Origin of the sequence: Gemella sp. zg-1178 (genome assembly GCF_018790995.1) — a bacterium.
GTDB lineage: Bacteria > Bacillota > Bacilli > Staphylococcales > Gemellaceae > Gemelliphila.
The window spans coordinates 1-23758 of record NZ_JAHKEI010000011.1 but is presented as its reverse complement, the minus strand read 5'-3'; the positions used below and the strand labels follow the sequence as shown (position 1 = coordinate 23758).

The window sequence follows — 23758 nt, the reverse complement described above, 5'->3', positions numbered from 1 at the left end:
TTATTTCTAAAATATTAAAAATTTTTAAATTTAATTATTTTATATTTTTCCTAAGTTGCTGAAATTAAAAAAAACTCTTCAAAATTTTGGAGAGTTTTTATGTTCTTTTTACTGGTCGTTTTCTAACTGGTGCAAAGTATTTTTTGAATGCTTTTTTAATATCTTCTCTTGCTACAAAGAAAAGCAGAGCAAGTACTAGGGCTAGTACTGCACTTGCCGTTAGTGACCTAAAATCTAAGTAGTGGATATATATTAAACTTGGCAGGGTACTATAAAAACCTATTGTTGTACTTCTTGTTATAAATGATATTAGCAGGAATCCTAGAATTAATACGAATACTAAATTTGGCGACAGGGCTAAGAGTGTTCCAACAAATGTTGCAACCCCCTTACCTCCTTTTAAACCGAAGGCTATTGGCTTAATATGACCCAAGACTACAAGCAAGATACAGATTGCTATAATTTTTGCTTCTGCATTGAAAAGTTTTAACATAATAACTATTAAAAAACCTTTAAATATATCTACTGTTGCGACAAATAAAAATGCTTTTGGGCCAAGTATGCGACCTGCATTTCTTGCTCCTATATTACCAGAACCATATTGTGAAAAGTCTTCTTTATATAAAATAGAAATTATTTTTCCACCCAGAACATTTCCCAGTAAATAGGCAAAGATAAAATATATTATATTAATTATCATAAAATCCCCTCCTTAGTGTTAAAGAATTTTTTCTTAAATGCTGTAAAAATTTCTGTTAATAAAAGTAAAAATCCTAGCAGAAATGGTATAACATAATAAGACAGTCTGTAAATAAGTATCGATGCGGCTACTATTTCGTAACTGAAACCTAAGCGTGCTAAACCTACTAAAACTAAAATATCAAAAGTTCCAACCCCACCTGGTATCATGGTTATAAGACCTGCGATTGATGCAATAACTATTATTCCAATAATTCTAAGTTCCTTGTCAAGTACAAAATCCTCCTCGAATGTGTAGAGAATTAGTAAAACTAAGAAAGCTGCATATATCCATTCAAAAAAAGAAATAATAGCAAGTTTAATAGATAAAAATTTATCTGTTTTTATTTTAGGTTTTCTTAAATTTATAAATAGATAGATAGGTAAGAATAATGACATGCTTATTAAAAAATAATAGAGACTAATATTTTTTGAATACAAATCTTCACCTGGTAAAAAACCTAAAATTACTAAGATGGATAATAAACTTATACCTGACAACATAGATATAATTATCATGCCTATAGCTACTACTAATTTTTTATTATCCTTTGAATAGGGCTTATACATATAATAGCGTAAACCCGCTCCAATAAAACCGCCAAAACCTAAAATCATATTTAGGGAATTAGTCATAAAACTAATTTTAAAGATTCTTAGAGTCGATAAATTTTTGTGCATTGCTATTGCACGTAATACAAAAAAATCATACAGGGATAGTATTGCCATTCCAAATGTTCCTAGAAGAATAATTATTAAAAATTTTACCTCTCCCAAATCCAATATTAGACTTTTTACTTTTTCTAAATCTAGGGAAATAATTTCTTTTTTGAAGTAGGAATATATCATATAAAAAATAATTGAACCTACAAGTATTTGAATACACGCTTTTAGAATATTGGAATATTTATTTTTTTTATTAGTTTCCATTAAATATTCCTTATAATTAAATTTCCTTATTATGATAACATTTATTACTCTTTTTTTCAATCTTTCATAATTTTTGTAACAAAAAAGTAACCTAGCAAACTTAAATTTTTAAATTCACACTAAATATTATAAACACTAGATTTATTTGACTTTGGACTAGACATAATTTATAATAAAAAAATTAAAAATAAAATTTTAGGAGAAACAAATTAATGGCATTAACAGCAGGAATTGTAGGTTTACCAAATGTAGGAAAATCGACACTATTTAACGCAATTACAAAGGCAGGAGCATTGGCCGCCAACTATCCTTTTGCAACAATCGACCCCAATGTAGGAATTGTAGAAGTACCCGACCACAGACTAACAAAATTAACAGAACTTGTTACACCAAAAAAAACTGTACCAACTTCATTTGAATTTACTGATATTGCAGGAATAGTTAAGGGAGCATCAAAGGGAGAGGGACTAGGAAATAAGTTTCTTAGCCACATAAGAGAAGTTGATGCAATTTGTCAAGTTGTTCGTTGTTTTGAAGATGAAAATATAAGTCACGTTGCAGGTGGCGTAGACCCCATATACGATATAGAAGTAATAAATTTAGAATTAATTTTAGCTGATCTTGAGAGTGTTGAAAAACGTATCGGCCGTGTAGAAAAAATGGCTAAACAAAAAGACAAAGATGCTCTGCTAGAATTTGAAGTATTAAGTAAGGTAAGAGATATTTTAAAAGAAGAAAAACCAGCTAGATTATTAGAATTTGATAAGGAAGAAGAAAAAATAGCAAAAAATTTACATTTACTAACATTAAAACCTATGCTTTATGTTGCTAATGTGGGTGAAGATGACCTACTAGATATTGATAACAATAAATTTGTAAAATCTGTAAAAGAATTTGCCGCTGGTGAGGCTAGCCAAGTTATCGTTATTTGTGCAAAAATAGAAGAAGAAATTGCATCTTTAGAAGATGAAGAAAAGACAATGTTTTTAGAAGAATTAGGCATTGAAGAAAGTGGACTTGATAAACTAATAAAAGCCAGTTATTCTTTATTAGGGCTAGCAACTTATTTTACAGCTGGAGTACAAGAAGTTCGAGCTTGGACTTTTAAAAAAGGAATGCTAGCTCCAGAATGTGCAGGAATTATTCACTCAGACTTTGAGAGAGGCTTTATCCGTGCTGAAACTGTAAGCTATGATGATTTACTAGAATACGGTTCTATGGTAAAAGCAAAAGAAGCTGGTAAAGTTCGCCTTGAAGGAAAAGAATACGAAGTAAAAGACGGAGACATAATGTTATTTAGATTTAATGTTTAAAAATTTATTAGTTAAAAAGATTTTTTCTGTAATATTTACTAGAAAAATCACTAAAAAATATATTCTTAAAATTTTAAAATTTCTTTTTATAATAATAGCCCCTATCTAAGGCAACACAATTAACATCAAAATTAAATTTGTCCACAATATAGTCTAATAAGGACACATAAGGCAGACTATCGTCTACATTTCTGCTGGGTCTAATAAATAAGCTTACAATAAAATTGTGTTTACCATCCACGTAAGTCTGGGCTAAGTCTATAAATTCTTTTTTTTTATGAAACCATTCTAATGACAACTTTCTGGATTAGTCCTACTTTCTTTACTGCTTTTAGAGATAATTTTATGAGGCTAGTTAAAAAGTTTTTTTCAATAGATTCTCGTTGGCCCTTTGGGTGATTTTCTTTATATGCATAGTTTTCTAGCCCCTTTTTCTTTTATCTATTATAGCTCTTTTAAGTGTCTTATCGTATCAGATATTGTAATCTAATTATTAGCCTGCCATGACTCCTCTACACCTGGCTAAGCCCTACTACTTAAGGCCTGATAAAAAAAGACTGTTGACACTTTAATTTGTCAACAGTCTCAACTTTCTATAAAATCATACAACTTTATAGAAATTATTATTTTCTTTTAAATAAGGATTTTAAAGAAAGAAATGGTACATTTTTGACGATTTTATCATTACCTAAATATTCACGCATAATTTTTAATGCTTTACCAGCATCTTTGACGACAAAGTTAAAACTACCATTTTTCTTAGTGTCAACGAAAAAACCGCGAATATAACGATTATTGAAGTAAAGTTGAGCTCTTACCTTATCAATTTCTTGCCACGGAATTTGCACAAAATCATTCGGATTTTTTTCATAATAAAACTCAATTGCTTTATCACCAATTAAAATGGAACCATTTTTAGCTGTAATGCCACTGTGAAAAGAATTTGCTTTTGTTTTAAAATCTACTTTTGTATTTTGTGATGCCACCATTTCATATTATCCCTTCAGTCCTATAAAATACCTACTAAATGTCCTAAGATACCCACAATAAATAATCCGAAGATGATAATAATTGGGTTTACTTTTTTCTTCAATAACCACATACATAAGAAAGTTAATAATAAGGCTGCAAAACCTGGAACTAACTGATTCAAGTTATCTTGTAATGTTGTTACTTTTTCTGGAGAAATTGCTTTTCCACTTGCCACTTCTCCTAAAATTCGTTGTAATTGCTCACTAGAAACGTTACCTTCTGGGAAATTCACATATGCTCCTTCAGATAATGTTACTTTTGATATTACCGTTGGGAAGTTAATAGACGTCCAACGTTGTACTAAAATCCCCATAACAAACATCCCTAAAATAGATGCTCCTTTTGTAATAGTTTGCAATAAGCCACCAGATAAATCTTTTGTGATTTCTGAACCTTGCTTATATCCAAATTCTTGTGTATACCATAAGAATGATACACGAATAACATTCCATACAACAAAGAAGAATAATGGAGCAATAATAGAACCACCAATGGCCAATGATGCTGCAATCGCACCTAAAATTGGACGTACCGTAAACCAGAATACTGGGTCCCCAATACCTGCTAAAGGTCCCATCATACCGACTTTAACCCCTTGAATAGCAGAATCATTAATATTTGCACCATTTGCACGTTCTTCTTCTAGTGCTAATGTTACCCCTAAAATTGGAGCTGCAATATATGGATGTGTATTGAAAAATTCTAAGTGTCGTTCTAAAGCTGCTGAACGTTCTTCTTTTGAGGTATATAATTTTTTCAAGGCAGGGATTAAAGCATAGGCCCAACCACCATTTTGCATACGTTCATAGTTCCAAGAACCTTGTAAAAGTTGTGAACGAAGCATAACACTACGACGATCTTTTTTTGTTAATATTACTTTATTTTCTGTCATACTCTTACCCCTCTTAATAATCATTCAAAATATCGCCTAAAGGATCACCAGAAGCTTGTGAGCCACCTGAGCCATTTCCACCCTTTTTAGATAAATTCAAGTAGATAACAGCTAGTGCTAAACCGATAATACCTGTTGCAATCAAAGTTAATTCGTTTAACGGTGCTAATGCAAATCCTAGGAAGAAGAATGGCCATACTTCTTTTGTTGCCATTAAGTGGATAACCATTGCATAACCTACGGCTACAACAAATCCTCCACCGATTGCCATACCTTCAGTAAACCATGCAGGTAGTGAACCTAATATATTTTTTACTGTTTCAGAAGGTACAAACAGTAATAATCCTGACGGTACCATTACACGTAATCCTTGACCTGCTAAGGCAACCAAATGCCACATTGTTACGCCTCTAAAATCACCATTTCTTGCAGCCTTATCCGCTTGATGAACAAGCCCAACAGAAACAGTTCTCATCACCATTGTTAGCACCAGTCCAACTGTTGCTAATGTAATCGCCGAAGCAATCGCTACTTGGCGTCCTGCTAAATCAAAAACACCTGCTTTTACATAAATAATTGCTGAAGCAACAGAAGCAAAGGCCGCGTCTGGTGCAATAGCGGCACCAATATTAGACCATCCCAATGCAATAAGTTGTAATGCTCCACCCAAAATAATACATTCAATTAAATGTCCCGTTGCTAATCCAACTAATGAACATGCAATAATCGGTTGATGAAATTGAAATTGGTCTAAAATACCTTCCATACCCGCTAAAAAAGCTACAACGAGTACTAAAATTATTGAAATTAAATTAAAATCCATAAATTCCTCCTATTATAATGATAAGCCTTCAGATGCTTTATCAGAAATCAATTTAAATAAATCTGCTTGTTTATCTGCTGGGACTTTTCTAACATCAAATTTAACCCCTAAATCAGCTAATTTTTTATAGGTGTTGACATCTTCCTGATCAACTGATAAGGAACTACTAATAAGCACTTTTCCAACAGAGTGTGCCATAGACCCAATGTTTAATTCTTTAATATTAACACCTTGTTCAACAACCTCTAGCACATCTTGTGGATTTTCAAATAATAATAATGCCTTTGTATCACCAAAACGTGTATCTTTTGTAACTTCTACTAATTTTTTCAATGGAATAACATGTGATTTTACACCCGGAGGAGTAGCTTGTTCAATCAGCTTTTTGCGTAACTCATCTTGGGATACCTTATCAGAGACAACAATAATACGATCAGGGTTCGTTGTTTTTGTCCATGTTGTTGCAACTTGTCCATGTAATAAACGTGTATCGACACGAGCAAGGACAAATTTAATATTTCCATCACCTAGCACCGTTCCTTCAGGAATAGATCCTAGACCTTCTTCTTTTTGTGCTACTATTTGTTGTTCAACAACTGGTTGTAGTTTTTCAGGTGTTACTTTTACAGATTCTTGAGATTTTAAAAGAATCGCTTTAGCAATATCATGGGCTTTTGTCATTGTAATACGACTTGCATAAATTTCGATCAACATGGGTAAATTTATGCCTGAAATAATCGCCCTTGTTTCTGGGGATTCTTCAAGCAAAATATTTGCCTGATTAAATGGACTACCACCCCATAAATCCACTAAAAATAATACCTCTTCAGTACCAAATTTAGCAATTGCTTTATGAAGTTTTCTCTTTAAATCTTCAGGACCCTCGTTGGGCATAAATGTAACTGCTTCGACTTTTTCTTGTTCACCAAAAATCATTGCCGCAGATTTTTTTATTCCTAATGCAAAATCCCCATGGCTTGCAATAATAATACCTACCATCAAAATACCTCCTTTAATTTTTCTTCTGAAATCATAAATAATTTCTATATTTATAATATCAAAAAAAAATATAAATGTAAATGCTTTTTTAGAAATTTGATCTTCTAAAATGCTAAAAGATGAGATAAAAATAAGAGGGCGGTATAAAATCACTATAAAAATGGATTCAGAAAATGCTTGTTTTTATTTTCTGCAAAGTTGATATATTAAAATTCTATTAAATCAAGCTTTTGTCATTTTTTCTCAAATTCTATTTTCAAAAAATCTTTATCTAGTAAAAATTCCTTTTAGCCTCAATCTGCCATTTTTAAATATATCTATGTATTTATAGCAAAAAAGCAAGTAGTTTTAACCTACTCGCCTATTTGGTTTGGATGCAATTAGTTCTAAATCTCCAGTCAATATAATTTTTTGTGTGCCAAATGGTAAAATAAATGAATGAGCTAAAGAGAGCTGATACTCTCTCTTATTTATTCTCATTTTTCCTGCTCCTTTTATTACAGTTACCAAATAATAGCCCTGGTCTAAGCAAATGGACATTTGTCCAGCTACTTGCCACTTCCAAAGACTAAAATAATCATTGCTCAAATAATGGTGGACATAACCATCTTCTATATCCTGTCTAGTGTCTTTCAAAACAGGATATTGATGTGGAAATCGTGTTACATCTAAGGCTTGTTGAATATGTAAATCCCTTTTACGCCCCTGTTCATCCAGCCTGTCATAGTCATATACACGATAGGTTGTATCTGAATTTTGCTGTGTTTCTAATATCACAATACCTTTTCCAATTGCGTGAATGGTACCATGAGGCACATCAAAAAAATCACCAGCTTGAACAGGTGTTTCAATAAATAAATCCTTCCATTCTTGTTTTTCAACTTTTTCTTTAAACTCTTCTTGTGTCTTAGCTTTATGGCCATAAATGATTTTGGATCCTTCTTCTGCTGAAATCACATACCAGCATTCTGTTTTTCCTAATTCTCCCTCATGTTTCAAGCCATAAACATCGTCGGGGTGGACTTGCACAGATAAGTCATCACTAGCATCTAAAATTTTTGTAAGCAGGGGGAAAGGCTCCTCTACCTTACCACCAAAATAATCTGGATATGTTTGATAAAATTTATCCAATCCCATACCTTCAAACATTTTTGGGTAGCTAATTATTGACACGCCCTTCGGATGGGTGCTAATGCTCCATGATTCTCCTATTTTTTGACTAGGCAAGTGCAGACCAAACTCTGTTTCTAATTTATTACCACCCCATATTTTTTCCTGTAAGACAGGCTTTAAAAAAATTACTTCCTTATTATCTACCATAAAGACCTCCACCTTTTTCTAATAATTTTTTGTAATAGCCCTTCCTCATCTTTACCCAAGTAATTATATCATTCTCAAGCTTTTTTCAAAAGTATTTTTATCTTAAAATGACAAAAGAAAATAATTACTAGCCATATTTAGTAGTTTCTACTAAAGTATTATAGAGAGTATGAGCTTAAATTAATTACAATATTTATCTATTTAACACAAAAATCTCTAAATTAGCTAGTGTTAAAATACTTTTAAATAATAAATCCATGTGCTATATTATACTTAGCCCTAGTAGAAAAAATTAAATTTGATGAAATAAAGTAAGAACCAAGGAATTAAGAAATAATGAAAATATATAAAAAATATAAGAGGGTAGATTTACCCTGGTTAAAGGAAGTGCCAGAACATTGGGAATTAAAAAAAGCCAAACATCTTTTTAACAGGGAAAAGAGAGCTGTAAAAAAAAACGATGAAATAATAACTTGTTTTAGAGATGGCATTGTTACATTAAGGAAAAACAGAAGATTAGAAGGTTATACTGAAGCAATAAACGAATATGGATATCAAAGAATAAAAAAAGGGGACTTAGTAATACATGTAATGGACGCATTTGCTGGAGCTATAGGTGTTTCGGATTCTGATGGAAAATCTACTCCTGTATATATTGTATGTACAGCAAAAGTAGATTTAAATAACTATTATTATAAGTATTTACTCAGATATATGGCTTATACGGGTTATATAAAGTCTCTTTATAGAGGAATTAGAGAAAGATCTACTAATTTTACATTTGATATTTTTAAAGAAATACTTTTACCTATCCCCCCCCTATCTGAACAAAACCAAATAGCTAACTTTCTTGATTGGAAAATAGGGGAGATTGATAGGTTGGTGGGGTTGGAGAAGAGGAAAGTTGAGAGGTTGGGGGAGTTATATAGAAAAATATTAAATAATATATTTGATAATATTAGTGGTGAAAAAAAACGATTAAAATATATTTTTAGTTTTGGTAAGGGTTTAGGAATAACTAAAGAGAACTTAGGAGAATACGGATATAGATGTATTAATTATGGGGAGATACATGGCAAATTAAAGTTTTCTTTTAGTTCTAAAGATAAATTGTTAAAAGGTCTTTCCAATGTAGAAGGAATAACTATAACAGAATTTGCGAATCTTTCTAAGGGGGATTTCATTTTTGCGGATACATCAGAAGATTTAATAGGAAGTGGGAATTTCACTTTTTTAGAATGCTTAGATAGTGAAGTATATGCAGGATATCATACTATTGTATGTAAACCAAAAATAAAATTCAATAGCAGATTTTTAGCTTATCAATTAGAAAGCGATTTATGGAGAACACAAATAAGAAAAGCAGTAAATGGAATTAAAGTATATAGTATAACTCAACAGATTTTAAAACAAACATCTGTAGTATTTCCTGACTTATCAATACAAGAAAACATAGTATCAAAATTAGATGGAATACAAGATAAGCTAATTGATATGAAAAGATGTACTGAAACCCAAATAACCTACCTTGAGGAGCTAAAAAAAAGCCTAATATCTGATGTAGTTACAGGTAAAATGGATGTAAGAGAAATAGAAATACCAGAGGAATATAGGAGGGACTAAAGAAAAATAAAAAGAATTTTAGAAATGTAAAAAGAAGTATAAACTTGAAAATTTTAAAATTAAAAAATAAGAAAAAACACACTAAATAATTATTATACTATTTTTAAGTTTTTTTTGTTATAATTAGAGAAATTTTAATTTTAGGAGGAATATATGTCTGAACTACTTAGAAAAGATATTAAATTAGAAGAAACATGGGACTTAACAAATATCTATGCCACAGACGAAGATTTTTGGCAAGTCTTTAAAGAAGCGGAAGAGGCTTTAGTAAATATAAAAAACAATCAAAATAAATTAAAAAATAGTGCGGCAGATTTATTAGCAGTTTTAAAAGAAAATGAAGCCTATAGCCTGCGTATTCAAACCCTATTTATTTATGCCCACTTAAAACACGACCAGGATACTACAAATCCAGTTTATAAGGAAATGTATGCCAAAACTTATGACTTGTATGTGAGAACAGATACAGAGTGGTCATTTTTAAGTCCAGAAATAATGGAAGTTGCAGAAGAAAGATTAAATTCTTATGTAGATGAATTAGGAGAACTAGAACTTTATAAATTCACTTTGGAAAAATTAAATAAAAAAAGACCCCACACTCTAGACAAGGAATTAGAAAGAATTATCTCTATGGCAGGAAGTGCCTTGTCAGCTTCGCCAGAAACTTTTTCAGCCTTAAATAATACGGACGTAGATTTTGGAAGTGTTGAAGACAAAGACGGTAAAGTTTTACCCCTGAATTTTGGAACTTACGGCAAATTTATGGAAAGTAAAGACAGAGTCTTGCGTGAAAATTCATTTAGGGCAATGTATAAATTCTATAAAGCCCATATCAACACCTTAGCCTCTACCTTGTCTGGTACCTTGAAAGCTAATAAGTATTATGCAGATACCCACAATTACAAGTCAACACGCCATGCAGCCCTGTCAAATAACCACATACCAGAAGAAGTTTATGACAACTTAGTGGCAAGTGTAAATGATAGTTTAGAAGTCTTGCACAAGTACCACAGATTGCAGAAAAAAGTTGCCAAAACAGAAGACTTTAGGCTATATGACAGGTCGGTATCCATGATAGAGGGAGAACCTCCAGTTTTCACATTTGAAGAGGCAAAAAATATAGTTTTAGAAGCAGTCAAACCTATGGGTGAAAACTATGTAAATGATATGAAAAAAGCATTCGATGAACGTTGGATTGATATAAGACCTAACAAGGGCAAACGTTCAGGCGCTTACTCATCTGGAGGCTATGCTACAAGACCCTATATTTTATTAAACTATGACGACACATTAAACTATGTCTATACCCTAATTCATGAGTTGGGGCATTCAATGCACTCCTACTACACAAGAAAACACCAGCCCCAAACTTATGGAAGTTATTCTATATTCGTAGCCGAAGTTGCATCTACTTGCAACGAAGCCCTCTTGTCAGACTACCTATACAAAAAATTCAAAAATGAAGGTAATCGTGATGCCATGTTGGCAGTTTTAAATCAAGAACTATCTAACTATGTAGGAACACTTTACAGACAAGTAATGTTTGCAGAGTTTGAACATTTTATGAATAAGACTTTACAAGAGGGAGGAGTATTAACAGCAGAATTATTAAATGAAAACTACCTAGCCCTAGTTAAAAAATATCACGGCGACGCCTTTGAATATGACGATGAAATTCAATACGAATGGTCAAGAGTACCACATTTCTACTATAACTACTACGTTTACCAATATGCAACTGGTTTTTCGGCAGCCCAAGCCCTGTCTAGTCTAATCTTAGAAGATAATAAAAATGCAGCCCGATATATTGAAGAATTTTTATCAAAAGGAAATTCTAACTACCCAATAGAAGTATTAAAAAATGCTGGAGTAGATATGTCTAAGCCAGAACCTATTCAAAGAGCAATTAAAGATTTTGCTAAAAAAATTGATGAATTTGAAAAAATTTATTTTGAAAAATAAAAAAAAGAGCTACAAAATTTTGTAGCTCTTTTTTACTTGAGAATTATTTTATTATTCTTTTTATGCTATAATTTTATAAAAACAGGAGAAAAAAATTATGCCAGAATTGCCAGAAGTTGAAAATATAAAAATAGGATTAAAACCAAACGTTGTAAATAAAAAAATAATAGATATAGAATTTTCTGATCTTGTAAAAATTTCTCATGAGCAGGGGAAAAAAGCAATAGTAAAAGATGAATTAGAATATTTTAAAGAAAAAATAAGGGGAAAGGAAATTCTAAATTTAGAGCGTAGGGGAAAATATATTTATTTTACTTTAAATAAGGGATATATGCTTACACACTTTGGGATGACGGGAGCTTATTTTCTAGTAAATGATTTATCAGAAATTACAAATAAAAATTATTACAAGCACAGACATATAATATTTTATTTCAATAGCGGTGAAAAAATGGTCTTTAGTGATATTCGACGTTTCGGAGAAGTTAGGTATCTAGAAGACATATCTTCTTTTAAACCATTTGTTAGTTTAGCACCAGAACCTTTTCATAAAAAGGCCCTAGAATATTTTTTAGAAAAATTAGATAGTAAGAGATATAGGGAACAAAAAATAAAGGCCTTATTGCTACAAGGAAGTGTATTTTGTGGTTGCGGCAATATTTATGCCTGTGAAGTTCTTTACAAAGAAAGAATAAATCCTGAGAAGTTAGCAAAAGATTTGAACTTAGATGAAAAAATAAGCTTATTTAATAGTCTAGTTCATATATTAAAATTTAGTATTAGTCAGGGGGGAAGCACCGTATCTGATTATGTCCATACTGACGGAGCTAAAGGAAATATGCAGAACTTTTTACAGATATACGGAAAAAAAGTTTGTCCCATGGGTCATGGGACAGAAAACATAAGCATTAAAACTAGGTCGACATATTTTTGTCCAATTTGTCAAAAATAATGATAAAAAACTATTTTACTGTATAAAAAATAATAGTAAAGCAATTAAAAATATAACAGCTAAAGTAACAGATAATAAAATAGGAACCAGTCCTTAGAAGGCTTGCTAAAATACCTTTTCCCAAATTTTACAACCCCTTTACAAGTTTTTTCATAGATTTAATTAATAGAAAAGAGGGAATTACATATATATATCAGCTTTTTTGTCTTAGTTGTTATAGATTATTAGTTCACAAAAAATTCACATTTCTCTTTTGCTAGTTATTGAAATGTGTACTTGTTTGATGTACACTTAAAGTGCAAAATAAAAAATAAAGGAGTGTGACAAAACAATGTCAACAACAACACAAACTAAAAAAGCTTTTCTTGGTGGTCTTTGGGAAACAGAAGTAAACTTAGTAGATTTCATTAAATCTAACTACACAGAATATCGTGGAGATTCTTCTTTCTTAGCTGGACCGACAGAAAATACTAAGGTATTAGTAGAAAAGTTCAACGAATTAATGAAACAAGAACGCCTTGCAGGCGGAACTCTTGATATGGATACATCTATTCCATCAACAATTCTTTCTCACGGAGTAGGCTACATCGATAAGGACCGTGAAAAAATAGTGGGTCTACAAACAGACAAACCACTCAAACGTGCTCTTATGACTTTCGGTGGTATTAATATGGCTGTTGCTTCTTGCAAGGCTTACGGATACGAAGTTGATGAAGAGGTAATAAAAATCTTTACCGACTACCGTAAAACTCATAACCAAGGGGTATTCGATGCTTACACTCCAGAAATGAGAGCAGTTCGTAAATCGGGTGTTATCACTGGCTTGCCAGACGCTTACGGACGCGGTCGTATAATTGGCGACTACCGCCGTGTTGCCCTATACGGTGTAGATAAATTAATCGAATTTAAAAAAGCTGATTTAGCATCTATCGGTGCAGACGGAATTATGACTGAACACATTATCCGTGACCGTGAAGAAGTAAACGAACAAATCAGAGCCTTGGGTCAATTAAAAGAAATGGCTAAAATCTACGGATTTGATATTTCCGAACCAGCTAAAGATGCTCGTGAAGCAGTTCAATGGTTATACTTCGGTTACCTAGCAGCAATCAAACAACAAAATGGTGCTGCCATGTCAATCGGTAACATTGCTACCTTCTTAGACATCTACATTGAAAGAGACCTACAAGACGGTACTCTTACAGAAGACGAAGCCCAAGAATTAATCGACCACTTAGTCTTGAAATTACGTTGCGTTAAATTCGCTCGTACACCCGACTACAACCAACTATTCTCTGGAGACCCAATCTGGGCAACTTTAATCGTTGGTGAAATGCTAGATAAAGAAAAATCACTAGTAACAAAAACAGACTTCCGTTTTATCCACACACTAGACAACATGGGTAACTCACCAGAGCCCAACTTAACAATTCTTTGGTCAACAAAATTACCTCGTGGATTTAAAGAATTCTGTGCCGAATCATCAATCAACCACAGTGCCATCCAATACGAAAGTGATGAATTATTAGCAGACTTCTTACAGACTTGTGATAAGTCAATAGCTTGCTGTGTATCTGGTATGACTACTGGTAAAGATATGCAATTCTTCGGAGCCCGTGCTAACTTAGCAAAAGCCTTACTATACACTATCAACGGTGGACGTGATGAAATCTCTGGAGCACAGGTTGGTCCAAAAACTGAACCAATCCGTGGTGAACTTAAATACGAAGAAGTTATGGAAAAATTCGATGTCTTTATGGAGTGGTTATGTAAACTATATATCAATACATTAAACGTTATCCACTACATGCACGATAAATATTCTTACGAATCATTAGAAATGGCCCTACACGATACAGATGTAAGAAGATTTATGGCAACTGGTATCGCTGGCTTCTCAGTAGCAGTCGACTCATTATCAGCTATTAAATATGCTAAGGTTACACCAATCGTAGACGAAGAAACAGGCTTAGCCGTAGACTACAAAGTTGAAGGGGACTTCCCTACATTTGGTAACGACGATGACCGTGTAGATACAATCGCAGTTGAATTATTAAAAGAATTCATGACAAAACTTAAAAAACATCCAGTTTACCGTGCAAATGAAACTACAACTTCAATTTTAACAATTACTTCAAACGTAGTTTACGGTAAGAAAACTGGTAACACTCCTGACGGACGTCGTGCTGGCGAACCATTCTCACCAGGAGCTAACCCAATGAACGGACGTGACCAATCTGGAGCCTTAGCTTGCTTAAACTCAGTAGCTAAATTACCATATGAATACAGCCGTGATGGAATTTCACTAACTGCTGCATTTACACCAAATTCACTAGGTAAAAATCACGAAGACAGAATTACCAACCTAGTAGCAATGATGGACGGCTACTTCTTACAAGGGGGATATCACTTAAATACTAACGTATTTAACAAGGAAACCCTGCTTAAAGTTATCGAAGCGCCAGAAGAATATCCAAACTTTACAATCCGTGTATCGGGCTATGCAGTGCGTCTAATCAGCTTAACACCAGAACAACAACGTGATGTATTAAGCCGTACAATGCACCAATTCCGCTAATTAATTATTGAAAAATTAAGGAAGGCTATTAAATCGAGCCTTCCTTTTTAAATAAATTTTTATTAGACATGTGAATTTCAATTAATTATCTTAGTAAAAACTTATTTAAAATATAATTAATGCAGGAGGAGGCTAATTTTATGACACTTACAGAAAGGACAGAAGTAAAAGAGTTAACAGGTCTGGTCCATTCCATAGAATCATTTGGTAATGTTGACGGCCCTGGTATAAGATTTGTAATATTTTTTCAAGGCTGCATGTTACGCTGTAAATATTGCCACAATCCCGACACTTGGAAATTACATAATGACAAGGCTACTAAATATACAGTAAAGGACTTAGTAAAAAAAATAGTTAGGTATCGCCCCTTTTTTGAAGCTAGTGAAGGTGGGGGAGTTACGGTAAGTGGTGGAGAATCTCTACTACAATTAGACTTTATTTTAGAATTATTTAGAGAATTAAAAGCAATAGGTATAAATACTTGTGTTGATACCTGTGGGGGATTTTATGTAAATGCACCTTCCATGAATAAAAAAATATTAGAACTCATATCTCTTACAGACTTATTTTTAATGGATTTAAAACATATAGATGATGAAGTCCATACTAGATTAACCAAGAGAACCAATAAAAATATTATTCAGTTTACTAATTTTCTAAGTGATAATGGGGCAAAAATGTGGATAAGGCACGTACTAGTTCCTGAGTGGACAGACTTTGATGACGACTTGCAAAAGCTTAGAGATTATATAGATACGCTAAAGGGGGTAGAACGTGTCGAGGTATTACCCTATCACGATATGGCCAAGTACAAATATAAGGAACTAGGAATTGTATATGAGATAGACCACATCGAGCCACCTAGCCAGGATAGAATAGAGAATGCAATTAAAATTTTGGGTGCAAGATATGATTTAAAATAAAATATTTTAGCAAGCTACTTTATAAAAAAATAGTTAGTGAAAATTTCACTAACTATTTTTTTATTACTATTGTTGTTGTCTTGGTTGGATTTTTCCTGCAAGCATATTTGAGATGTAATTTTTAAGGTCTTCAGTGTTTCCTTTTACGTCATACTCTTCAAATAATTTTTTAAGTGCGTCCGTATAAACTTTTGAATCTGCTGAAATTGTTGCAACAGCAAGTTTTTCAACTAATTCAGATTTCATTTCCTCGTAGGTTAATTCTTTTGTATCTAGAACTTTAATAATGTGATAACCGAATGATGTTTTAACTACATCTGAAACCTCTCCTTTTTTAAGTGAGTAGGCAACATTTGCAAATTCAGTTACGAATGATGTGCTAGATTTAGAAGACCAACCAAGCTCTCCACCTTTTGCGGCACTTGCTGTGTCTGTAGAATTTTCCTTTGCAAGTGTTGCAAAGTCTTCTCCAGCATTTATTTTAGCCTTTATTTCATCAGCTTTTGCTTTTGCTTCTTCATCGCTTAAACCGTTAGGAGCTGTTTCGCTTTTTACAGCAATAAGTATGTGAGCAATATTGTATTGTAATTTTTCTTTTTCGTATTCAGCTTTTATTTGGTCTTCGGTTACGGCTTTGAAGTCGTTAATCATATAAGCTTGGGCAAGGCTGAAATTTATTTCTTCCTTATATTTGTCAAGTGTGTAGCCTTGTTGTTTTAGGTATTCTTCAAATTTTTCTTTGCCACCGTATTGGGCTTGGATAGCGGCTACTTTTTTCTCTACATAAGACTTATCTAGCTTACCCCTATATTTTTCTAGTAATATTTTTTTTGTAGCAAGGCTAGTAGCGGCCTTAGATACTTGTTGACCGCCTATATAGTCAATTACATCTTTTTGGTTTACGTTACCAGCTTTTGTTGTAACGTATGTGTCTCCACCACCAGCTGAACAAGCAGTAAGACCAAGTAGGGACACCGATAGTGCTACTGGCAATATTACCTTTTTTAAGTTTTTCATTTTTTAAGTTTCCTCCTAAATTTAACTACATCTAAATATAACATATTTCATTAGTAAAGACAATAAAAAGTTATAATATGGGTGATATTAATTGAGCTATGGCTTCTTTCATTTTAATTGCTATACTGCGATTTTTATACTTTTCCTTTGTTAGCAGTTTTGATTTTTCCATGTCTTGTAAAAATAAATTTTTAAATTCTTTTGTTGTTTTCTTGTCAAAAATAAAACTATTAATTTCAAAGTTTAATCTAAAACTTCTGTTGTCAAAATTGGCGCTGCCCACACTGGTTACTTCGTCGTCAATTATTATTGATTTGGCATGTAAAAATCCGTCGGCATATTCGTAAATCCTAGCACCAATTTTTGCTAATTTTCCGACATGGGCATAGTTAGCCCAGTGAACGAACATGTGGTCGGGTTTTTCTGGTATCATTATTCTAACATCTATACCCGACAAAATAGCCATGGTTAGGGCGTCCATCATACTTTCATCTGGAATAAAGTAGGGGGACTGAATATAAATATATTTTTCTGCCCGATTTATCATGTGCAAATAGCCGTACTTAATTTGGTCTAGCTGGTCATCGGGTCCGCTGGTAACTATCTGCATGGCAACAGTCTTGTCTAATTTTTCATACTCAACAATCTTATAGTCATCAAGATTAAGATATTCATGTTTTTCATTTTTTAAAACTTGGGAGTTCCAGTCATCGATAAATCTTAAATTTAAAGATGAAACAGCCTGACCCACAATTCTAAGATGCCTATCCCGCCAATTGCCAAATTTTTTGTCCCGTCCCAAATACTCATCTCCCACGTTAAAGCCCCCAGTATAACCAACTTTTCCGTCAATAACAACTATTTTTCTGTGGTTGCGATAGTTCATACGAAAATTTATTAGGGAGAAATTAGCCTTGAAAAAACTTTTTGTTTTTGCCCCAGCGTCTATTAATTTTTTAAGGGTGTATTTGTTTAGGGTTCTAGAACCTATATCGTCATAAAGAATATAAACCTTGACGCCCTCGTTTAATTTTTTTATGAGTAGGTTAAATAATTCTTTGCCTATCTTATCTTTTTTCAAAATGTAGTATTGAATGTGGATATATTTTTTAGCATTTTCAATATCTTCGAATAATAATTTAAATTTTTCTTTTCCATTTGAAATTATTCTTATTTCATTATTGGTTGATAAAAAGGCCTGGTCTGATTGGTAATTAAGTTCTATTAAATTTCTGTTATTATAGGTTACAAGGTCGTCTTTTGTAATCTTGTAGGCTTCTTTCCGATTAAATAATTTTTTTTGAAATTCAATTTTTTCTTCTTTTGAATAGGGGAATATTTTTTCCCTATAAATTGGACGCCCCAGTAAAAGGTATAGAATAAATCCCAAGTAGGGGATTAGTAATAAAACTAAAATCCAAGACCAAGAAGAAGTGGCTCTTTCAAACTCTAAAAATATAATTGCAAATACAATGGCAATATTTAAGATATAAAAAAATGCTAAGGCGTTAAAACCACTGAAAAAATTAGTGAAGTTAGAAAAATACTCACCAAAACTTATATGTAGTGAATTTACATATGCCATAATGCTACCAACCCTTCCTTAAGTAAACTATAATTGCCTAAGCTACTTACAATTTTATAAAAAATATAGAAATTTAGCAAGTTTTATAATATAATAGTAATTAAGCAAAACAAAGGAGCAGATATGACTACTAATATTTTAGAAGAATTAAAAAATAAATTTGAAAATTTTGCCAGGGAATTAGAAAGTATTGAAGCAGAAAACCTAGATTTAAAAGAAATTGATAGACTAATAGAATTAGTTGAAGAATTGGACAATGAAATAAAGACAATAAAATAATTTTGATGAATTGAAGATTCTAAATGTTTTTTATTAAACTTTTGAATCTTTTTATTTGTAAATAATTGTAAAATTATATTTGAAAAAGGAGAATGCATGGCTAGAAAAATTTTATTAACAATAAAAAAAATAGGAATTAATGGCGAGGGTATCGGCTATTACAAAAAGAAAATAACTTTTGTAAAAGGAGCCTTGCCAAATGAAGTGGTTAATTGTGAAATTGAGGAGGAGACTCCAAAATATATTAGGGCAAAATTATTGAGTATCAAGGAAAAAAGTCCAGACAGGCTTGAGGCTGTGCGTCCTGAATTTTTAGAAAGTGGAGCCTACGGCCTAGTCCATGTAAATTATGCCAAGCAGTTAGACTTTAAGCGTGAAATTGTTATTGATGCCTTTAATAAATACCTAAATATAAAAAATCCAGAAAATATAATTAAACAAGTCTTACCAAGCCCTAAACAGTATCACTATCGCAATAAAAATCAGTTTCCAGTCGCCATAAATAAAGATGGAAGAGTTGTAGCTGGTCTATACAAAGAGGCAACAAACGAACTTGTGGATATTAAGGATTGCATAGTTCAGCATGAAGACAGTAATAGAATTATAGAAGTCTGTAAAAAATATATAGCAAAATTCAAAATTCCCGTATCAATTTCAAAACGCTTTGAGGGTATAAAATATATTTCAACAAGAGTATCATTTTACAAGGGGGATATGCAGGTAATATTTGTTGCCAATACAGAAAATATTGCTGGTTTAGACAAGTTGGTAAGGGAATTAAAAAGAGAGCGCATTGTTAAAAGTATAGTTTTGAATATAAGAAATGAAAAAAGTCATTTGCTTATGGGAGAAGAAAATATAGTTCTTTACGGTCAAGACCACATCACAGAAAAAATAGGAGATATTGAGTATAAACTGTCGGCTAATTCTTTCTTCCAATTAAATCCACTGCAAACTAAAAATCTTTATGACAAGGTAGTAGAATTTGCTGATTTGAAGAAAAATGAACTGGTCTTAGACGCTTTTTGTGGTGTAGGAAGTATAGGACAGTATGTGAGTAAATATTGCAAGGAAGTTTACGGCATAGATATAGTAGAAGAAGCCATAAAAAATGCCAAAGAAAATGCAGAATTAAATAATTTAAAAAACTGTTATTACTACTTAGGTCATGCTAGTAAAGTCCTGCCAAAATTAAAAAAAGAAGGTCATAAATTTGATGTAGCTATTGTAGACCCGCCAAGAGCAGGGCTGGGCAATTTGGCCAAATATTTATTGACTACAAAGGCCAAACGTATAGTTTATGTGAGTTGCAATCCATCGACACTGGCAAAAGATTTAAAAATATTGCTGAAAAAATACAAGTTGGAAAAAGTTCAACCTGTGGATATGTTCCCCCAAACAGCGAGTGTTGAAGTAGTAACCTTATTGACTAAAAGAAAGACATAAAAAACCCTTATAAAATGTATTTTAAAGACAAGTTAAAATAGCCTACTTGTCTTTTTTATTAGTGGAAAGTCTTAAATTAAAAATGTTTTGAATATTTTTTTAAAGGAAGACCACATAAAAAGCAAGAACTATTAAAATAAATTATAAAATAAAAGAAACTTAAAAACATTAGCAATATTTTAATTTAGGCTGAAAATCTTGACAAAATCGGGGGGGGGGGGTAGAATATATCTAAAACTACTAAATTTTTATACTATTTAAACAAATAAAATAAATAATTAGAAGAAATAAACATATATTTTGAAAAAATCATAGGAGGATATAATGTATCACAAGAAAAAAGACAGGTTTTCAATACGTAAATTCAAGATAGGAGTAGGTTCAATTTTCCTTGGATCTTTCCTCTTAGTTACGCCACAAGTTTTTGCCAGTGAAAAGGAAAATCCAGATACTCTAACAAGTGTCCAACCAGCCCAAGAAGCAAGTGGTCTAGAAAATCCAACAAGCCCAAAAGCAGGTAAGGCAACAACTAAAGAGAATAAGAAAGAGGACAAACAAGAAGACAAGGAAAAAGCAAGCGTCCTGCCAAGTGGGGCAGAAACTAAGACAGGAGACCAGGACTTAGGAAAAGAGGAGAGTCTGAAACCAGCTGAGCAAAAAAGCCCAGCCAATTTAGCAACTGAAAATAAAAAAGCTGAAGATAGAGAAGCAGCAGAAGAAAAAACAGAGGAAAAAGCAGAAGAAAAAGAGAGGCACATTACCATTGAAGACTTCAAAAACATGGAGCCTGAAGACTTAAAAAAGCTAACTCTTAAAGACTTTGAAGACCTAAAACCTAGTCAAGAATTGGTAAACAGCCTATCGGATGAGCAAAAAAAGGTCCTGCAAGAATCTGAAGCCTACCAGGAATACAAAAAGGCCAACAAGCCCCTAAAAAGAAGTAGAAGGCAGGCTAGTCCAGCTCCAAATAATAATGTTACGAATATTCGTGGGCATGAGTTTAGAAATAATGCGACTACTCTTCCTCAAGACCGTGAAAAAAGCAAGAAAGAATATCAGGGTTCATTTGTTAATGGGAACTTAGATAATCTCCCTGCATCCCTGAATAACCTGGTTATGTCCAGTCGAGGAACTGGTAATGCTTATGCCGAAAGAGGTGGACAGGTCAAATATCTTGATGTTAAGCCTAGTGATTTGACAGAAGACCAGAGGAATGCATTTGGCTGGAAACCCATAGCCCAAAATGGTTATGTAACTGTTATGGAAAACTACATGCAGTCAGCTTTTGATGGGGTATCGGTAAAATCCAATACAAAATACCTATCTCTTGGAAAATTTGCTGAATCTTTTAAAAAACAAAATGCCCGTCGAGAAGCAGGTTATGAGGGATTTTATCAGGATGTTGATGTAAATCCAGGTTCAAAGTTTGTTTTTGGTTTTGAGGTAGCCGACTCAGCAAATTTAGTCATTGGTTCTAGTAATACGAGACATCCAGTACATATTAGTATATATTCTGTGGACGGCATGGGAAATGAGCAGGATGCAATTGTCCAAGATACAAAAATAAATCGTGGTAATCAAATAAAATTTGTTTCTATACCTGATAATGTTAATAAAATACGTATTAAAATGTGGGATGACTACTCTGCGGCTGATTGGACTCATAAGTATTCAACCATGCTAGCACGTAATTTTAGAGTTGTAAACCCTGGGGGAGTAACTACGGACTATGTTCCTACAACCAAGTATGCTGTTTCTGGTGGGGTGGCACATAAGGCGACATTCAACGGCGTAAGTGTCAAAGCTTTTGCCGAAGAAGCTCCAACCAGGCTTGAAGGTTGGGTTGTTACGGCACCAAATAATTCTGGATTAAGCTTTGCCGAAGCTGGTCCAAATAATAATAATGAGTGGAATTCTTGGACTCTTACTGGGAATAAGGGAGTAGCGAAAGGAACTCTTACACATGATAATCCCAAGACTCTGAAGTTTGCAGTAAGCGTTCCTGATAATATTACGGAAAAGAAAGAATATGAATTGAAAGGAAGTCTAAAATATAGAACTTCAGCTACAGATTTTTCTGGTACTTCAGACACTATAACTGATGTCGACCTTGACCCGGGTTTGTTGGTAGTCCTACCCCAAGCCCTGCCAACTACGACTAAGAAGACCGTAGCAAAAAATGCAAGTCTTGGTAGTCCAGAAGATTTTATTAGCAATAGAAGTGCTATCGAAGCAGATTCTATGAACGGGACGACTATAAGTTACGCTTGGCAAACAGCCCCTGACACAGCAAATGCTGGCACTAACAAGACTGCTAGGATAGTCGTAACCTATAGCTTTCCAGACGGTACTAGTGATACCGTAACTAAAAGTATTACTTATGACGTAACAGATAAGGACAACTTAATAACAAAGGTAACAGAAGGAGATAGTCTTAAAAGTCAAACTAAGTACACTTCAGCACATGAAAGTTTTAGGAACGCCTTCGACCAAGCCCTGCAAAATGCTAAAAAAATTAAGGATAAACCAGATGCGAGTCAAACAGAGGTAAATGAGGCGGAAACAAGATTAGAAAATGCCAAAAATGCACTTAATGGTGAGAGCGTAAACACAGCAGTACAAGAACTAGGACAAGCCCAAACAAATGCAGACGGTCAAATAGACGGCAAAGCTGGCCTAGAAGACCAAGACAAACAAAAAGCTAAAGACGCAGTAGCTACGGCAACAAATGCAGCCATACTAGCAGCAGGGGCTGCAACAACAGATGCAGACTTAAACACAGCAAAAACAACAGGAACAGACAAAGTAAATGCAATAAAAGCCCTGGCAGAAAAACAAAACGAAGTCAATGAAGCAATAAACAACAACCCAGACCTAAGACCAGAAGACAAATTAGCAGCAAAAGAAAAAGTAGCAGCCGCAACAGCAGCCGCAATGGATGCAGTAAACAATGCAGCAAACACAAACGAAATAAACGCAGCTAAAAGCCTAGGAGAAAACAAGGCAGACGCCCTAAAAGACCTAGCAGACAAACAAGGGCAAGCAAATAAAGCAATAGATGGCAGTCAACACGTAGATCCTGCAGACAAAGACTTAGCTAAACAAGCCATAGCAGCAGCAACAGCAGATGCAATGGGAGCAGTAAACGCAGCAGCAGATACAAACGGCATAAACGCAGCAAAACAAACAGCAGCACCAGGAATAGACCTGGCCAAAGCCAAAGCAGCCGCAATAGAAGAAGTAGAACTAGCCAGATCAAACGCCAAAGCAGCAATTGAGCAAAATAACCACCTAAGCCCAGAACAGCAGCAAGCAGCCAAAGACGAAGTAGACCAAGCAGCAACTG

General features: G+C 33.3%; 19 protein-coding genes. 9 read left to right on the top strand and 10 right to left on the bottom strand.

Translation table 11 applies throughout. The annotated features are described in order from the left end of the window. Window positions 1-97: 97 nt before the first annotated feature. Window positions 98-700 carry a glycerol-3-phosphate acyltransferase gene (locus KMP12_RS04455; protein WP_215756542.1) on the bottom strand — a complete coding sequence of 201 codons (603 nt, stop codon included), beginning with the start codon at window positions 698-700 and terminating at the stop codon, window positions 98-100. Then, window positions 697-1668 carry a lysylphosphatidylglycerol synthase domain-containing protein gene (locus tag KMP12_RS04450; protein ID WP_215756541.1) on the bottom strand — a complete coding sequence of 324 codons (972 nt, stop codon included), beginning with the start codon at window positions 1666-1668 and terminating at the stop codon, window positions 697-699. The genes KMP12_RS04455 and KMP12_RS04450 overlap by 4 nt, the downstream gene beginning before the upstream one ends. A gap of 212 nt (window positions 1669-1880) precedes the next feature. On the opposite strand from KMP12_RS04450, the gene ychF reads away from it, so the two are divergent. After that, window positions 1881-2981 carry a redox-regulated ATPase YchF gene (gene ychF, locus KMP12_RS04445; RefSeq protein ID WP_215756540.1) on the top strand — a complete coding sequence of 367 codons (1101 nt, stop codon included), beginning with the start codon at window positions 1881-1883 and terminating at the stop codon, window positions 2979-2981. Window positions 2982-3054: 73 nt separating this feature from the next. Here the strand turns inward: ychF and KMP12_RS04440 are convergent, their stop codons facing one another. From KMP12_RS04440 to manA, 6 genes are all read right to left on the bottom strand, one after another. Continuing rightward, on the bottom strand, window positions 3055-3279 hold the full coding sequence (locus tag KMP12_RS04440) for a hypothetical protein (protein ID WP_215756539.1): 225 nt from the start codon (window positions 3277-3279) through the stop codon (window positions 3055-3057). Window positions 3280-3604: 325 nt separating this feature from the next. Then, entirely contained in the window at window positions 3605-3970 is a 366-nt protein-coding gene (locus KMP12_RS04435) for a DUF956 family protein (protein WP_215756538.1), read from the bottom strand. A 20-nt stretch (window positions 3971-3990) separates the two neighbouring features. Beyond that, window positions 3991-4905 carry a PTS system mannose/fructose/sorbose family transporter subunit IID gene (locus KMP12_RS04430; RefSeq protein ID WP_215756537.1) on the bottom strand — a complete coding sequence of 305 codons (915 nt, stop codon included), beginning with the start codon at window positions 4903-4905 and terminating at the stop codon, window positions 3991-3993. 13 nt (window positions 4906-4918) lie between these two features. After that, window positions 4919-5728, bottom strand: coding sequence for a PTS mannose/fructose/sorbose transporter subunit IIC (locus tag KMP12_RS04425; RefSeq protein ID WP_215756536.1), 810 nt, complete (start codon window positions 5726-5728; stop codon window positions 4919-4921). A gap of 12 nt (window positions 5729-5740) precedes the next feature. After that, window positions 5741-6727, bottom strand: a complete 987-nt coding sequence (locus KMP12_RS04420) for a mannose/fructose/sorbose PTS transporter subunit IIA (protein ID WP_215756571.1) — start codon at window positions 6725-6727, stop codon at window positions 5741-5743. Window positions 6728-7075: 348 nt separating this feature from the next. Then, window positions 7076-8059: a mannose-6-phosphate isomerase, class I gene (gene manA, locus KMP12_RS04415; protein WP_371821664.1), complete on the bottom strand. Its 984-nt coding sequence runs from the start codon at window positions 8057-8059 to the stop codon at window positions 7076-7078. A 324-nt stretch (window positions 8060-8383) separates the two neighbouring features. Here manA and KMP12_RS04410 point away from each other — a divergent pair, with 324 nt between their 5' ends. The 5 genes from KMP12_RS04410 to pflA all read left to right on the top strand — a co-directional run bounded on the left by KMP12_RS04410 (window position 8384) and on the right by pflA (window position 16085). Beyond that, window positions 8384-9670 carry a restriction endonuclease subunit S gene (locus tag KMP12_RS04410; protein ID WP_215756535.1) on the top strand — a complete coding sequence of 429 codons (1287 nt, stop codon included), beginning with the start codon at window positions 8384-8386 and terminating at the stop codon, window positions 9668-9670. A 153-nt stretch (window positions 9671-9823) separates the two neighbouring features. Further along, window positions 9824-11632 (top strand): oligoendopeptidase F, encoded by a 1809-nt coding sequence (gene pepF, locus KMP12_RS04405; protein WP_215756534.1) that lies wholly within the window; start codon window positions 9824-9826, stop codon window positions 11630-11632. Between the two features lie 97 nt (window positions 11633-11729). Then, a complete protein-coding gene (gene mutM / locus KMP12_RS04400) occupies window positions 11730-12584 on the top strand; it encodes a bifunctional DNA-formamidopyrimidine glycosylase/DNA-(apurinic or apyrimidinic site) lyase (RefSeq protein WP_215756533.1) in 855 nt (284 codons plus the stop codon). A 331-nt stretch (window positions 12585-12915) separates the two neighbouring features. Beyond that, window positions 12916-15162, top strand: coding sequence for a formate C-acetyltransferase (gene pflB, locus KMP12_RS04395; protein ID WP_215756532.1), 2247 nt, complete (start codon window positions 12916-12918; stop codon window positions 15160-15162). Window positions 15163-15302: 140 nt separating this feature from the next. Then, window positions 15303-16085, top strand: coding sequence for a pyruvate formate-lyase-activating protein (pflA, locus tag KMP12_RS04390; protein WP_215756531.1), 783 nt, complete (start codon window positions 15303-15305; stop codon window positions 16083-16085). A gap of 66 nt (window positions 16086-16151) precedes the next feature. Here pflA and KMP12_RS04385 read toward each other — a convergent pair whose 3' ends face one another. After that, complete coding sequence (locus KMP12_RS04385) at window positions 16152-17102, bottom strand: foldase protein PrsA (protein WP_215756530.1); 951 nt, start codon at window positions 17100-17102, stop codon at window positions 16152-16154. 70 nt (window positions 17103-17172) lie between these two features. Next, the gene (cls, locus tag KMP12_RS04380) at window positions 17173-18687 is read right to left on the bottom strand and encodes a cardiolipin synthase (protein ID WP_215756529.1); all 1515 of its coding nucleotides are present in this window, start codon (window positions 18685-18687) and stop codon (window positions 17173-17175) included. Between the two features lie 123 nt (window positions 18688-18810). On the opposite strand from cls, the gene KMP12_RS04375 reads away from it, so the two are divergent. The 3 genes from KMP12_RS04375 to KMP12_RS04365 form a co-directional block, all read left to right on the top strand. Then, window positions 18811-18966, top strand: a complete 156-nt coding sequence (locus KMP12_RS04375) for an SE1561 family protein (RefSeq protein WP_215756528.1) — start codon at window positions 18811-18813, stop codon at window positions 18964-18966. 96 nt (window positions 18967-19062) lie between these two features. Beyond that, window positions 19063-20412, top strand: a complete 1350-nt coding sequence (rlmD, locus tag KMP12_RS04370) for a 23S rRNA (uracil(1939)-C(5))-methyltransferase RlmD (RefSeq protein WP_215756527.1) — start codon at window positions 19063-19065, stop codon at window positions 20410-20412. Between the two features lie 324 nt (window positions 20413-20736). Then, on the top strand, window positions 20737-23758 hold a 3022-nt coding region (locus KMP12_RS04365; RefSeq protein WP_215756526.1), incomplete at its 3' end, for a DUF1542 domain-containing protein.